This window comes from Vibrio sp. 10N.286.49.C3 (assembly GCF_041469545.1).
Classification (GTDB): Bacteria; Pseudomonadota; Gammaproteobacteria; order Enterobacterales; family Vibrionaceae; genus Vibrio; species Vibrio tasmaniensis_A.
Genome location: NZ_JBFRKT010000027.1, coordinates 40064 through 53587, shown reverse-complemented (window position 1 = coordinate 53587; position 13524 = coordinate 40064). Strand labels below are relative to the sequence as shown.

Sequence of the window (13524 nt, the reverse complement as noted above, 5' to 3'; positions counted from 1 at the left end):
TTGGCTCTATTCTTGAAACTTGTTTTCATCAGCAGGGACATTGAGTATTTGCAGTGCACCCTTCATGATTTCAGAAAAAACGGGGGCAGCAACTGAACCACCATAGTAAAGGTCACCTTGCGGCTCATTGACTACGACAACCAGAGCTACTCTTGGATCGCTGACTGGAGCAAAACCCGACGTTATAGCAATATACTCATCACTATAACCACCCGCAGCGGCTTTACGAGATGTACCCGTTTTTGCCGCAACTCGATAACCCGGAACAGCGGCTCTGGTTGCCGTTCCGCCCTTTTGAGTCACGCCTTCTAACATTTGCAATACCATCTCTGCATTTTCACGTTTGATGATCTGCTTTGAGAAGTCTTGGTCGTTGCTTTTAATGATATGAATCGGTTCATACATGCCTTTGTTGGCTAACGTTGCATAAGCATGAGCCAACTGAAGCGGGGTCACAGATAAGCCATAACCAAACGATAGCGTCGCGATTTCGAACTTAGACCAACGGCGACGGTTAGGGAAAATACCACTCGTTTCACCCACGAGATTTAGCCCAGACATTTCGCCTAAACCAACCGAACTGTACATACCAAGTAACGCTTCAAGTGGCATATCAAGCGCTAATTTCGCCACGCCGATGTTACTTGATTTTTTAAGGATCAAGGCTAAATCAGCCTTGCCCACTTTAGAGGTATCACGTACTCGGCTACCTCCAATTTGCATGATGCCATTACCCGTATCAATAATAGATTTCGCATCAGCTGTACCATTTTCTAATGCGGCGAGCACCACAAAAGGTTTCACTGTTGAGCCGGGCTCCATAGCATCGGTCAGCACGCGGTTTCGCATTTTAAAGCTTTGTAAATCAGAGCGGTTGTTCGGGTTGTAAGACGGTGCATTGACCATGGCTAACACAGCGCCCGTTTTCACATCGAGTAATACTGCAGAGCCTGAGGTCGCTTTATGATCGGCCACCGCTTGCTTAATCGCTCGATAAGCTATCGCCTGCAATCGTTGATCGATGGTGAGTTCTAGTGGTTTGCCTTCTTCGCGTTCTTCTAACGCAATGTTTTCGACAACGCGTCCGTAGCGGTCTTTACGAATCGTTCGCTTGCCTGCTTCGCCCGTAAGCCATTTATCGTAACTGCGTTCAACCCCTTCCAGGCCGTGCCCATCAATTCCGGTCACACCGATAAGGTGTGCACTGACTTCACCAGCAGGGTAGTAACGTCGAGATTCCGCTTTTAGGCCCACACCCACCAGCTTAAGTTCACGGATATACTTAGCCATCGCAGGGCTAACTTGTCTTTGTAGATAAATAAATCGACGGGATTTATTGCTAGAGATCTTATCGATCATCGATTGTCGCTGTAGGCCAAGTACATCGGCTAACGCATACCAACGATCAATCTGGGCCATGCCATTTTTATCGAAAATCGTTTTTGGGTCGGCCCATACTGCTTCAACGGGAACACTCACAGCAAGCGGCTCGCCATTGCGGTCAGAGATAATACCGCGAGCAGAAGGAATAGCCTTAACACGCACTGAGCGAAGATCGCCCTGACGAATTAAGTTATCGGGTTCAATGATTTGGATGTAAGCCACACGGCCAACGAGTGCAGCAAAGGCTAGAAACACGAAAGCAATAACAACGTTGAAACGCCATTTAATAAGAATTGGATCCAAATCCTTTTCGCTCTTCACTCGCTCTTTCGTTGATTCATTAACGGTTTTTGCGGGTGTTTTTTCCTTTTTACCGGTCATTTCAGTGTGATCACAACTTCTTTGTCGGAGTCTGGACGTTTCATGTCTAGCTCTCTTTTTGCCGATGCTTGAACGCGGCTGTGTTCTGCTAGCGCCGTCTCTTCAAGCATTAAATTTCGCCACTCATCATCAAGCTGTTCCCGCTCCACCAATGCCATGTCTTTTTGCGTAATCGCCTGACGTGATACATGTGTCGTAAGAACGACCCCCATCGCACTCGCAAAGATGCAGATAAGAAGCCCCAATGGGACTTTACCCACGGAGATCAAATCAAAAAAGATTATCTTGGCTAAGTTGGGGTTGGAGGTCTTCATTGACTATAGCTTTTCTGCGATTCGTAGTACTGAACTACGCGAACGAGTATTCTCATCCACTTCATCTTTAGAAGGCTTGATTGCTTTACCAATTGGTTTCAGATCAGCACTGCCTAGCGCTTTGATCTGCTCTTCAGTTAGTGGCAGGCCATGTGGTACTTGCGGTCCTTGGCTCTCTTTACGTATAAAGCGCTTCACCATGCGGTCTTCAAGCGAGTGGAAACTGATAACAGAGATACGACCTTGAGGAGCAAGGATGCTTGCCGCGCCTTTCAGTGCGGTATCGATCTCTTCTAGTTCACTGTTAATGTAGATACGGAATGCTTGGAAAGCACGTGTTGCTGGGTGTTTTTTCTCTTTGAAGCTTTTTGGAGCGACATCAGAGATAAGCTTAGCCAGTTGACCAGTGCGCGTTAGCGGTTCGTTCTCTTCATTCTCTTGATAAGCAATGATGCCTTTCGCGATACGACGAGCGTGTTTGTCTTCACCGAACTCACGAATAACCCATGTGATGTCATCAAGATCAGCTTCAACCAACCACTGAGAAACAGGAATGCCGGTTGTTGGATCCATACGCATATCAAGCGGGCCATCTTTCATAAAGCTAAAGCCACGTTCAGCATCATCCAGCTGTGGTGAAGAGACACCTAAATCCAGCAATACGCCATCCACTTGACCGACTAAGTCATAACGCTCTGCATATTCAGCCATACCTGAGAACGGGCCGTGAATAATCGTAAAACGAGGGTCATCAATCTTTTGTGCTTCGGCAATCGCTTGTGGATCGCGGTCGATACTAAAGAGTCTTCCATTCTCGCCCAGTTTAGACAGGATTGTACGGCTGTGACCACCACGGCCAAAAGTACCATCGATATAGGTACCGTCAGGTTTGATCGCAAGTCCGTCAATAGATTCGTTAAGCAATACTGAAATATGTTTGAATGCTTCTGTCATAGTCTTCTCAGTGAATGGATTGAGCCATTAGTTCGGCAATAATATGTTCTATTAACGTTTTAGTTTACTGATTTCACGCCGTATCTCCACCATATTGTGTATAGGCTTTGGGAATTTTTGACCCAAGCTCATATCAAGATGATGGATTCTAAGGAAATCTAAATAATTAACGTCAATATAAAGCAAAAAACCCATCACTACCGTTAAGTAATGATGGGTTCTTTATATAGGTGGAGTTGACACATACGCCGGGTTCTGTTCCGCTTGCGCGGCGGTAACCATTCGTCTAGGCCTGCAATCGCTCACAGGCTCAAGCAATCTACCCGCCCCCATACGCGAGCAGCGCAATGCGAGGGCCTATTTGATCTTGCTCCGGGTGGAGTTTACCTTGCTACGAACTGTTACCAGTCGCACGGTGCGCTCTTACCGCACCCTTTCAGCCTTACCTGTGCCTCTTCCGAAGAAATGAGGCCATCGGCGGTCTTCTCTCTGCTGCACTTGTCGTGGGCTCGCGCCCCCCAGACGTTATCTGGCACCCTGCTCTATGGAGCCCGGACGTTCCTCCCCTCTACCAGTCTCCCGAAGGACTTCAACGTCAGTTTCCCGAAGGACCTCAACGTCAGTCTCCCGAAGGACATCAGCAAAGCAGCGATTACCCGTTCAACTCCGAGGGCGGATTGTATAGAGATTAGTGTGCAGTGTCTAGCGAGATCACAAATATGCTGCAAACCATTAAGCAAGTGCACAAATTTCACACAATCCAAGCACAAAAAAAGGAGCGACGGTATTACCATCACTCCTCACAAGCTTTTCAATACAGGTTAGCTACTCTATTAAGAGGTATCTAGTTGTCTAGATGCTCTAGGCCCCATTTGTATAAAGCGTTCTTTTTCAGATTGTAGATTTCTGCCGTCATCGCCGCTGCTTTTTTAAGTGGCAGTTCTTTGGTTAGAATACCCAGCGTGCGAGTCGCTTCGTCTGGCAACTCTGTGCTCGCTTCTTCACGGTGACCGTGAATTAGCAATACCATCTCACCGCGTTTACGGTTTGCGTCTTCTTCAATCCACTCAATAAGTTCACCAAGTGGCAGACCTTGGATGGTTTCGAAGGTTTTGGTTAGCTCACGCGCCAACACAACCTCACGGTCAGGGCCTAAGATCTCTAGCATGTCTTGTAGAGAATCAGTAATACGGTGCGGAGATTCGTAGAAGATACACGTGCGTTCTGCTTTTGCGATCTCTAAGAACTTGTCTTTACGACCTTTGCTCTTTGGCGGTAAGAAACCTTCAAAGCTGAAACGATCAGACGGCAAACCAGACGCACTTAGTGCGGTAATCACAGCACAAGCACCAGGAAGTGGCACAACTCTCACACCCGCTTGACGACATTGTAAGACAAGATGGTAACCTGGATCACTGATTAAAGGAGTACCCGCATCAGAGACTAATGCGATAGACTGACCTTCTAATAACCTTTCGACTAGAACTTGTGCTTTAGTTTGTTCATTATGATCATGTAAAGCGAACGTTCTGGTTGATATATTGAAGTGAGCAAGCAGCTTACCCGTGTGGCGTGTGTCTTCAGCTGCAATAACATCGACACTTGATAAAATTTCAATTGCTCTTTGAGTGATATCTCCCAAATTTCCGATTGGGGTTGGCACAATATAGAGAGTTGGGCTCTCTGTGAGCAAGGTTTTGTTATCTGTCATTTGTTTACCATCACTTCAACGATTAATATAGATACAAATTTATACGGAATTTAAAGAACTCATGGCAACGATGAACCATAAGAGACTCAGTGTACCACGCTTACTCACTCCAATTGCATTAGCAATTACATTGGCGGCTTGTTCTTCAGGTCCTCAAGCACCAACGCGTGTTGATATTACACTAGATCCAGCGCAATCAACTGAAAGTTACATGATGCAGGCGGATAGTAGCAAAGGAAGTCTACAAAACGACTGGTTAATCATGGCGCTTAAGGCTTCTGTGCAAGCTGGAAAAACCGATCAAGCGACTCTGCTGATCAAACGCTTAGCCAAACAAGAGCTGAGTGAAGTTCAACAAGCAGAATGGCAACTAGCTCGCGCTCAACTGCTGGTGAATAACTCGCAACCACAGCAAGCGTACAGCCAACTGAACTTTCAACCTTGGTGGAAGCTTCCGAACGAGCAATGGAAAGATTATCACGAGCTACGCGCCAACATTTCTGAAATACAGAATGAGTATTTCGAAGCGAGCCGTGAGTTAGTCCTTTATTCTGAATATCTGGACGCTAGCGACGAAAGCCAACAGCAAACGGCCGACCGTATTTGGCAGAACCTGAATAGCTACTCTCAATACGAGATTCTAGAACTGAAAACATCGCCGACAGAAGATGTGCTTTCAGGTTGGTTGCAACTGGCTATCTACATGAAGACGCTGAATTCGAACCTTCCAAACCTACAGGAAACCCTGGCTGATTGGTTAGCCGAGAATCCTCAGCACCCTGCGGCTACTTACACACCTCAAGCGATCACCGACATCTTGGCACTAGAGATCAGCAAACCAACCAGCACTGCGCTGCTGCTGCCGCTAACAGGTAAGTACGGTAAGCAAGCACAACTTGTGCGTGATGGTTTCATCTTTGCGATGATGAATGACAAAGAGCGTGAAGAAGATGCAACTCTGACGGTAATGGATACCAACGTACAAAGTGCCGCTGAAATTAAAGCGAAACTGGAAGAGAATAACGTTGATTTCATCGTTGGCCCTCTGATTAAGAGCAATATCACCAAGCTTCAACAAGCGCAGAAAAACCACGAAAACTCGATTCCAGCATTAGCTCTTAATATTCCAACTCAGCTAGAACCAGATACTAATATTTGTTATCTCGCTTTATCGCCAGAACAAGAAGTCGCTCAGGCTGCGAAACACCTTTTTGCACAAGGCTATAAGTACCCACTAATTCTTGCACCCAAAGGACGCTTAGGTGACCGCGTTAAGCAAGCATTTAACGAAGAGTGGCAGAAATACAGCAACAACGACGTTGCAATCAGCTTCTTCTCTGACAAACGCCAACTGCAGCGTAATGTGAATCAGATTTTCGGTTTACAAGAGAGCCAACAACGTATCGCTCAAATGGATGGACTACTTAACCTAGACCTAGAAACAGAGCCACGCAGTCGTCGTGATATCGATTCTGTCTACATTGTCGCTAAGAACTCAGAGCTAACACTCATCAAACCCTTCATTGAAGTTGCAATTAACCCTGATGCTAGCCAACCTGCACTGTTTTCAAACTCACGCAGCAACAGCGGTGACAAGCAATATGAAGACCTAACGGGTGTCTTCTACAGCGATATCCCGCTATTGGTCGAGAACAAAAACGAGCTTAACAAAGCGCTTAATGACCTATGGCCTTCACACTCGAACAGCCAAAAGCGTCTACAAGCACTAGGAATGGATGCATACTATCTAATGGATGCACTACCACAGATGAAAGCCGTACAAGATTACAGCATTACAGGTGAAACCGGCGTATTAACCATCGACAACAACTGTGTTGTTCAACGTGAAATCAGCTGGGCAGAGCATGGGGCTTTTTAGCCGTAAGTTCCTATCCAAGCCAACAATCACCCACAAACAAGTGGGTGATAAATACGAGACCGTGGCAAAGAATTATTTAGTTCGCCACGGTTTATCGTTAATTGAAGAAAACTTCATAGCAAAGTGTGGCGAAATTGATCTTATAATGCGCCATAACAATACGGTTGTGTTTACTGAGGTAAAATACCGCAAGCAAACACGCTACGGACATGCCGCTGAAATGGTGACAGCCAAAAAGTCACAAAAGCTACTCAAAACAGCCAATGTTTGGCTTATGCAGCAAGGCTTGTCGGTACACTCTACAGATTACAGGTTTGATATCATTGCCATCGAAGGGCCGAATGACACTATCGACTGGATTCAAAACGCGATTACCCAAGGATAAACATGCTAGACAGCATCAAAGAAAGTTTTACAGAAAGTATTCAAATCCAAATTGCGGCGGCAGAAGCTCTGCCAGACGCAATCACGCATGCCGCTCAAGCAATGGTTGCAACCCTGCTTAACGGAAACAAGATTCTTTGTTGTGGTAACGGTGGTTCGGCATCGAATGCTCAGCAATTTGTCTCTTGCCTACTTAATCGCTTTGAAACCGAGCGCCCTAGTCTTCCAGCAATGGCTCTCACTGCTGATAACACCACACTAACGGCTGTGGCAAACGACTACCACTATGAAGAGATCTTCTCTAAGCAGGTACGTGCGTTTGGTCAAACTGGTGATATTTTACTGGCTATATCTACTAGTGGTAACAGTAAAAACATCATCAAAGCAATGGAAGCTGCGGTAACACGTGATATGACAATCATCGCCTTTACTGGTAAAGATGGTGGTGAAATGGCTGGCCTGCTTGGTGAGCACGATGTAGAAATTCGTATTCCCTCACACCGTACAGCACGTATCCACGAAGTACACATGGTGACACTACACTGCTTATGTGACCTAATCGATCAAGTACTCTTCCCAGCTCACGAAGAGTGATATACGGAGCATCACGATGAAATCATTAACTTCTATGAAGCTGCTTAAGCTGATTAGTGTTTCGCTACTTACACTGTCGTTATCTGGTTGTGCTGGTCTTTTCATTGCTGGTGCAGCAACTACTGCAAATCTAGTCACAGATACACGAACCACCAAAGAGATTTGGAGCGACAACAATATCGAATTTGAAGTTGCAGCTATGACAAATAAACCGCCATTTCGCGGCAATGTCAGTATCACAGCAAGCTCTTACCGTGGTTCAGTAGTTCTGATGGGGCAAGCAACGACAGATGCTGAACGTCGTGCTTTTGAAAGCCAAGCTAAAGCAGTAACGGGAGTTGAAAGTATACACAACCAGATCCGAGTGAAAGAGCCACTGTCTGTTAGTGCTATCAGCAAAGACAGTTGGATTACCACTAAAGTGAAGTCTGCCCTACTTGCCAAGTCTGAGCTTAACGGTATCAAAGTCAAAGTCATTACTGAAGATTCAGAAGTATTTCTGCTTGGATTAGTTTCTCGAGAACACGCTGATATCGCGACAGAAGTTGCGCGTAATATCTCTGGTGTGAAGCAGGTGATTCGAGCGTTTGAATATGGTGAAGATGACAATTCGGTAAACTAACACCCTCTGAATTTACTTAGCCAACTTAGCTGCTTATTAGCTGGTTGGTTGGTTGGCTGGTAAAGCCTAACGAAATGAGTCTAGCAACTAAAAATCAGTTAGCACAAAAAGAAAAAGCAGCGATAAATCGCTGCTTTTTTTGTATTTGGAGTTATTTAAAAAATAACGCTATTTGATAACACGAAGGCTTGGGCGACCTTTCGCTGGACGAGATGGCTCAGGTTCTGAGTCAGACTCTTCAGCATCTACGTCTGCTGTTGCAACACTCAAAGATGGGCCTTTTTCTGGTTCTTCAAAAGGACTTTCTTCAATTCCTTCTTCAAACGCTTCCATGTAAGCCTCTTCAGGTTCAAACATGGTACCAGCACCATTCTCACGAGCATAAATTGCTTGTACTGCGTATAACGGAACGATCACAGAGTGTGGACGACCACTAAAGCGAGCACTAAACGTCACAGCTTCGTTACCCAGTTCAAGTTGTCCAACCGCACGAGGCGCGATGTTCAGAATGATCTGACCATCTTGAACAAACTCGTCTGGAACTCTCACACCCGGCAATGTTGCTTCAACAACCAAGTGTGGAGTCAGTTCGTTATCAACCAGCCATTCATAAAATGCACGAAGCATGTATGGTCGGCGTGGAGTCATATTTGAAATATCCATAAACGCTTAGCGAACGAGTCGCATCTCGCGCTCAGCTTCCGTTAGAGAAGCTAGGAATGAATCACGTTCGAATACGCGGTTCATGTAAATCTTAAGTTCTTTAGAACCAGGACCAATCAGTTCGATACCAAGCTCAGGTAAACGCCATAGTAGCGGAGCTAGGTAACAATCAATTAGGCTAAACTCTTCACTCATGAAGTATTCATACTCAGCGAAGATAGGAGCAAGAGTTAATAGGTCGTTGCGTAATTTCACGCGAGCTGCTTCAGATTCTTCAGCGTTGCCTTTAACGATCTTCTCTGCAACTGAATACCAGTTACGCTCAATTCGGTACATCATTAGACGACTGTTACCACGAGCAACCGGGTATACAGGCATCAATGGTGGATGAGGGAAACGCTCATCTAGGTATTCCATGATGATCTTAGAGTCATATAGAGCAAGCTCACGATCAACAAGAGTAGGTACTGATTTGTACGGGTTCAGTTCAACAAGCTCTGCTGGTAGATTTTTTTCATCAACCAACTCAACTTCAACACTTACGCCTTTTTCAGCAAGAACAATGCGCACCTGATGGCTATACATATCAGAAGCACTTGAGAAAAGAGTCATTACAGAACGTTTATTGGCAGCTACAGCCATGGAGCCCTCCAGTACACTTTAAATAAAAACAATGGAGGCCTAAAGCCTCCATTGAACATTAACATAATTTGGGAATTAGCACGGTATTATAGCACAATTAGTGCACATCACGCCAATACTCTTTCTTCAGCAAAATCACGATGATAGTGAAGATTACTAAGAAGGCCATTACCCACCAACCCATAGCATGACGCTCAAGTTGAACAGGGTCGCCCGAGTAAACCAAAAAGTTAACAAGGTCACGAACTGCTTCGTCATATTCACCAGCACTTAATTCGCCAGAGCCATCCGTTTCAGTACCAACAACAACCTTAACTTCCTCACCATCGACCATGTGAGTATCGTAGATTGGCGTTGGGATACCTTGTAGCTCTTCAAGAACATGCGGCATACCAACACTTGGGAAAACCAGGTTGTTCACACCAAATGGACGAGACGGATCTTCATAGAAAGTACGAAGGTACGTGTATAGCCAATCTGCGCCACGAACACGAGCAACCAATGTTAGATCTGGTGGTGGAGCACCAAACCAACTAGCAGCTTGCTCAGAAGGCATAGCGTTAACCATCAAGCTACCAATTTTCACTTCAGGATCGAAGATCAGGTTTTCCTTCATTAGGTCTAAAGGAATCTCCAAATCATTCGCAACACGTTCATAACGTTGGTACTGCGTTGAGTGACAAGCGAAACAGTAGTTCATGAACATCTTAGCGCCATTTTGTAATGAAGCTTTGTCTGTTAAATCATTGTTTGCTTTGTCTAATGGTACGCCTGCACCCGCTGCCATCGCTAGTGACGGCAACATAGCAAATAAAATTACAATCCACTTTTTCATTTGAATGTCACCCTTTCTGGTAATGGTTTCGTCGCTTCATTTTTACTGTAGAACCACAGCAGAACGAAGAACATGAAGTAACCTAAGCTAAAGATTTGAGCTAATAGCGTGTATGTTGGCGTTGCTGGAAGCGCACCAAGTACACCAAGCGCAATAAAGCTTATTGTGAATTGGATGATGTTAATCAAATGCAATTTGCTACGGTAACGGTAAGAACGCACTTTACAACGGTCGAACCATGGCAGTAGGAATAGCACAACAATTGAAGCGCCCATTGCAACTACACCTAACAGCTTATCTGGAACAGCACGAAGTACAGCGTAGAACGGCGTGAAGTACCAAACTGGAGCAATATGCTCAGGTGTTTTCAGCGGGTTTGCAGCTTCAAAGTTAGGCGGTTCAAGGAAGTACCCCCCCATTTCTGGGTTAAAGAACAGCACGTAACAGAACAAGAATAGGAAACCAGCAACACCAACCATATCTTTTACCGTCCCGTATGGGTGGAAAGGAATAGAGTCAATGATGTCGTATTTCTTAGTGTAATCCTTGTGGAATGGGAACTGAGTTTTGTAGTCGTCGCCCATTGTGCCTTTAGGAAGCTTGGTTTCGATACCGTCTGGGTTGTTCGAACCCACTTCGTGCAGCGCTAGTACGTGAAGTACGATAAGCAGCAGAAGTACAATTGGCAGAGCAATAACGTGCAGTGCGAAGAAACGGTTCAGCGTTGCACCAGAGATGATGTAGTCACCACGGATCCAAAGCGTTAGGTCATCACCTATAACAGGGATCGCACCAAACAGAGAAATGATTACCTGAGCACCCCAGTAAGACATTTGACCCCATGGTAGTAGGTAACCCATGAAAGCCTCAGCCATAAGCACTAAGAAGATCAACATACCGAAGATCCAAAGTAACTCACGAGGCTTTTGGTAAGAACCGTAGATTAGACCACGGAACATATGCAGGTAGATCACAACGAAGAATGCCGATGCACCTGTTGAGTGCATGTAACGCAGTAGCCAACCGTATTCCACATCACGCATGATGTATTCAACAGAAGCAAATGCGCCCTCACCAGACGGTACATAGTTCATTGTCAGCCAAATACCCGTAAGGATTTGGTTAACCAGTACTAACATTGCTAAAGAACCAAAAAGGTACCAAAAGTTAAAGTTCTTAGGCATTGGGTATTCAGATAAATGCTTCTTGTAAGCATTCATCGCGGGTAGACGTTTCTCTACCCAATCAAGCAATCCTTGCATTACGCGTCTCCCTCGTCCACACCGATCATGATCTTAGTGTCACTCAAATACATATGCTTTGGTACAACAAGATTCAATGGAGCTGGTACGCCTTGGAATACTCGACCTGCCATATCAAACTTTGAACCATGGCAAGGACAGAAGAAACCAGACTTAACACCCTGAACTTGTTCTGCAAAAGAATCTGGCAGGTAAGTTGGAGAACAACCTAAGTGCGTACAGAAACCAACAGCAACGAAGAATTCCGGCTTAATTGAACGAAACTCGTTCTGCGCGTATTCTGGTTGTTGTTCAGCTTCAGATTGAGGGTCACGAAGTTGACCACCGATCGCTTTTAGATTCTCTAGCACCGATTCAGCACGGCGTACAACCCATACAGGCTTACCTTGCCACTCGACACGAACCATTTGTCCCGGCTCTAACTTACTGACTTCCACTTCCACCGGTGCGCCTGCAGCTTTCGCCTTGGCACTCGGATTCCATGATTTAATAAAAGGCACGGCTACAGCAGCTGCTCCTAAACCACCAACAACGGCTGTTGTTGCGGTTAAGAAACGCCTGCGACCGTTATTTAAAGGCGCGTTGCTCATCCAAACATTCTCCCATTTGCTCCTTATGGATTGAAATAATTCCGAATAAAGAGCATGGCTAACAAAATATGTATTTAGTTCTATTTATTGACGGCAAATGATAAATAAAACCCTACTTTTTGACAAGATAAAGCTACCTTTTTGTAACAATCATGAGGCAAAGCGCACATTGGGTTACAAAAGCTTTCAAAATATAAGAATTTGGAAATAAAACGAGGGAGGGAAAGCGTTTAGAGGGGGCATAAAAACAAAAAGCCCGGCATATAGCCGAGCTTTGAACCACAATTCCAGTCGAAAAACTGGGAGCGTGTACTTTTTCGTAAAGAAAAATTAACGCTTAGAGAATTGAGGTTTACGACGTGCTTTACGTAGACCAACTTTCTTACGTTCAACGCAACGAGCATCACGCGTAACATAGCCAGCTGCACGTAGAGCAGGACGTAGAGTTTCATCGTATTCCATAAGAGCACGAGTGATACCGTGGCGGATTGCGCCAGCTTGACCTGAAATACCACCACCAGAAACAGTGATGTAAAGGTCAAGTTTCTCAGTTAGTTCAACTAGCTCAAGAGGTTGTTTAACAACCATACGAGAAGTTGGACGACCGAAGTAAACATCAAGGCTGCGCTTGTTGATTACGATCTCACCAGAGCCTGGTTTGATGAAAACACGAGCTGCTGAGCTTTTGCGACGACCAGTGCCGTAGTATTGATTCTCTGCCATTGTCTTAATCCCCTTAGATGTCTAGTACTTGTGGCTGTTGAGCAACATGGTTGTGCTCAGTACCAGCGTACACTTTAAGCTTACGGTACATCGCGCGGCCTAGTGGACCACGTGGAAGCATACCTTTAACTGCTAGTTCAAGAACCATTTCTGGTTTCTTAGCAATTAGCTTTTCAAAAGTGATAGTTTTAAGACCACCTGGGAACTCAGAGTGACGGTAGTAAACCTTACCCTTAGCTTTGTTACCAGTTACAGCAACTTTCTCAGCGTTAACAACGATGATGTAATCACCAGTGTCTACGTGAGGAGTGTATTCTGCTTTGTGCTTGCCGCGTAGGCGAGAAGCGATTTCACTTGCTAGACGGCCAAGAGTTTTGCCTTCAGCGTCTACAACATACCAGTCGCGTTTTACAGTTTCTGGTTTAGCAACGAAAGTTTTCATGCTAATAATTACCTATTTAAAAAATTTACACTTAAGGAATACTCGCGTATTCCCACTGTCTAAGAGTTACCATTCATCACCCCTTCGAGTGTTGGAAAACTCTTGGCATAACGTGATTTTACTCATCGCTAGAGGCCCGCAGTAA

15 protein-coding genes and 1 other RNA gene are annotated in these 13524 nt (G+C 45.2%); 4 read left to right on the top strand and 12 right to left on the bottom strand.

Annotated features, from left to right (window positions below):
- Positions 1–6 precede the first annotated feature (6 nt).
- The 5 genes from AB4180_RS12405 to rsmI all read right to left on the bottom strand — a co-directional run bounded on the left by AB4180_RS12405 (position 7) and on the right by rsmI (position 4743).
- On the bottom strand, positions 7–1764 hold the full coding sequence (locus AB4180_RS12405; RefSeq protein WP_012603208.1) for a penicillin-binding transpeptidase domain-containing protein: 1758 nt from the start codon (positions 1762–1764) through the stop codon (positions 7–9).
- On the bottom strand, positions 1761–2078 hold the full coding sequence (gene ftsL / locus AB4180_RS12400) for a cell division protein FtsL (RefSeq protein WP_102250316.1): 318 nt from the start codon (positions 2076–2078) through the stop codon (positions 1761–1763). Before ftsL ends, AB4180_RS12405 begins: the two co-directional genes overlap by 4 nt.
- Before the next feature lie 3 nt (positions 2079–2081).
- A complete protein-coding gene (gene rsmH, locus AB4180_RS12395) occupies positions 2082–3032 on the bottom strand; it encodes a 16S rRNA (cytosine(1402)-N(4))-methyltransferase RsmH (protein ID WP_009848949.1) in 951 nt (316 codons plus the stop codon).
- Positions 3033–3260: 228 nt separating this feature from the next.
- An RNA gene (gene rnpB, locus AB4180_RS12390) (RNase P RNA component class A) lies at positions 3261–3700 on the bottom strand.
- Positions 3701–3876: 176 nt separating this feature from the next.
- Complete coding sequence (rsmI, locus tag AB4180_RS12385; RefSeq protein ID WP_102250315.1) at positions 3877–4743, bottom strand: 16S rRNA (cytidine(1402)-2'-O)-methyltransferase; 867 nt, start codon at positions 4741–4743, stop codon at positions 3877–3879.
- 61 nt (positions 4744–4804) lie between these two features.
- On the opposite strand from rsmI, the gene AB4180_RS12380 reads away from it, so the two are divergent.
- The 4 genes from AB4180_RS12380 to AB4180_RS12365 are packed head-to-tail and all read left to right on the top strand — an operon-like array spanning position 4805 to position 8222.
- Positions 4805–6622, top strand: a complete 1818-nt coding sequence (locus AB4180_RS12380) for a penicillin-binding protein activator (protein WP_102250314.1) — start codon at positions 4805–4807, stop codon at positions 6620–6622.
- A complete protein-coding gene (locus AB4180_RS12375; protein ID WP_009848946.1) occupies positions 6609–7007 on the top strand; it encodes a YraN family protein in 399 nt (132 codons plus the stop codon). The genes AB4180_RS12380 and AB4180_RS12375 overlap by 14 nt, the downstream gene beginning before the upstream one ends.
- 2 nt (positions 7008–7009) lie before the next feature.
- A complete protein-coding gene (locus AB4180_RS12370) occupies positions 7010–7600 on the top strand; it encodes a phosphoheptose isomerase (RefSeq protein WP_004729817.1) in 591 nt (196 codons plus the stop codon).
- Positions 7601–7616: 16 nt separating this feature from the next.
- Positions 7617–8222, top strand: coding sequence for a BON domain-containing protein (locus tag AB4180_RS12365; RefSeq protein WP_017098300.1), 606 nt, complete (start codon positions 7617–7619; stop codon positions 8220–8222).
- A 168-nt stretch (positions 8223–8390) separates the two neighbouring features.
- Here the strand turns inward: AB4180_RS12365 and sspB are convergent, their stop codons facing one another.
- From sspB to rplM, 7 genes are all read right to left on the bottom strand, one after another.
- Complete coding sequence (gene sspB, locus AB4180_RS12360) at positions 8391–8885, bottom strand: ClpXP protease specificity-enhancing factor (RefSeq protein ID WP_012603204.1); 495 nt, start codon at positions 8883–8885, stop codon at positions 8391–8393.
- A 6-nt stretch (positions 8886–8891) separates the two neighbouring features.
- Complete coding sequence (gene sspA / locus AB4180_RS12355; RefSeq protein ID WP_009848943.1) at positions 8892–9527, bottom strand: stringent starvation protein SspA; 636 nt, start codon at positions 9525–9527, stop codon at positions 8892–8894.
- A gap of 97 nt (positions 9528–9624) precedes the next feature.
- Entirely contained in the window at positions 9625–10362 is a 738-nt protein-coding gene (locus AB4180_RS12350) for a cytochrome c1 (RefSeq protein ID WP_009848942.1), read from the bottom strand.
- Positions 10359–11624: a cytochrome bc complex cytochrome b subunit gene (locus AB4180_RS12345; RefSeq protein WP_009848941.1), complete on the bottom strand. Its 1266-nt coding sequence runs from the start codon at positions 11622–11624 to the stop codon at positions 10359–10361. Before AB4180_RS12345 ends, AB4180_RS12350 begins: the two co-directional genes overlap by 4 nt.
- Positions 11624–12214, bottom strand: a complete 591-nt coding sequence (gene petA / locus AB4180_RS12340) for a ubiquinol-cytochrome c reductase iron-sulfur subunit (RefSeq protein WP_010434692.1) — start codon at positions 12212–12214, stop codon at positions 11624–11626. Before petA ends, AB4180_RS12345 begins: the two co-directional genes overlap by 1 nt.
- Positions 12215–12544: 330 nt before the next feature.
- Entirely contained in the window at positions 12545–12937 is a 393-nt protein-coding gene (rpsI, locus tag AB4180_RS12335; RefSeq protein ID WP_004740758.1) for a 30S ribosomal protein S9, read from the bottom strand.
- Between the two features lie 13 nt (positions 12938–12950).
- Positions 12951–13379, bottom strand: a complete 429-nt coding sequence (gene rplM, locus AB4180_RS12330) for a 50S ribosomal protein L13 (protein ID WP_010434689.1) — start codon at positions 13377–13379, stop codon at positions 12951–12953.
- Positions 13380–13524: the final 145 nt, after the last annotated feature.

Excerpts from the sequence above, each read along its gene's own strand:
- AB4180_RS12405 (WP_012603208.1), bottom strand. The coding sequence starts at position 1,764 with ATGACCGGTAAAAAGGAAAAAACACCCGCAAAAACCGTTAATGAATCA.
- ftsL (WP_102250316.1), bottom strand. The coding sequence starts at position 2,078 with ATGAAGACCTCCAACCCCAACTTAGCCAAGATAATCTTTTTTGATTTG.
- rsmH (WP_009848949.1), bottom strand. The coding sequence starts at position 3,032 with ATGACAGAAGCATTCAAACATATTTCAGTATTGCTTAACGAATCTATT.
- rsmI (WP_102250315.1), bottom strand. The coding sequence starts at position 4,743 with ATGACAGATAACAAAACCTTGCTCACAGAGAGCCCAACTCTCTATATT.
- AB4180_RS12380 (WP_102250314.1), top strand. The coding sequence starts at position 4,805 with ATGGCAACGATGAACCATAAGAGACTCAGTGTACCACGCTTACTCACT.
- AB4180_RS12375 (WP_009848946.1), top strand. The coding sequence starts at position 6,609 with ATGGGGCTTTTTAGCCGTAAGTTCCTATCCAAGCCAACAATCACCCAC.
- AB4180_RS12370 (WP_004729817.1), top strand. The coding sequence starts at position 7,010 with ATGCTAGACAGCATCAAAGAAAGTTTTACAGAAAGTATTCAAATCCAA.
- AB4180_RS12365 (WP_017098300.1), top strand. The coding sequence starts at position 7,617 with ATGAAATCATTAACTTCTATGAAGCTGCTTAAGCTGATTAGTGTTTCG.
- sspB (WP_012603204.1), bottom strand. The coding sequence starts at position 8,885 with ATGGATATTTCAAATATGACTCCACGCCGACCATACATGCTTCGTGCA.
- sspA (WP_009848943.1), bottom strand. The coding sequence starts at position 9,527 with ATGGCTGTAGCTGCCAATAAACGTTCTGTAATGACTCTTTTCTCAAGT.
- AB4180_RS12350 (WP_009848942.1), bottom strand. The coding sequence starts at position 10,362 with ATGAAAAAGTGGATTGTAATTTTATTTGCTATGTTGCCGTCACTAGCG.
- AB4180_RS12345 (WP_009848941.1), bottom strand. The coding sequence starts at position 11,624 with ATGCAAGGATTGCTTGATTGGGTAGAGAAACGTCTACCCGCGATGAAT.
- petA (WP_010434692.1), bottom strand. The coding sequence starts at position 12,214 with ATGAGCAACGCGCCTTTAAATAACGGTCGCAGGCGTTTCTTAACCGCA.
- rpsI (WP_004740758.1), bottom strand. The coding sequence starts at position 12,937 with ATGGCAGAGAATCAATACTACGGCACTGGTCGTCGCAAAAGCTCAGCA.
- rplM (WP_010434689.1), bottom strand. The coding sequence starts at position 13,379 with ATGAAAACTTTCGTTGCTAAACCAGAAACTGTAAAACGCGACTGGTAT.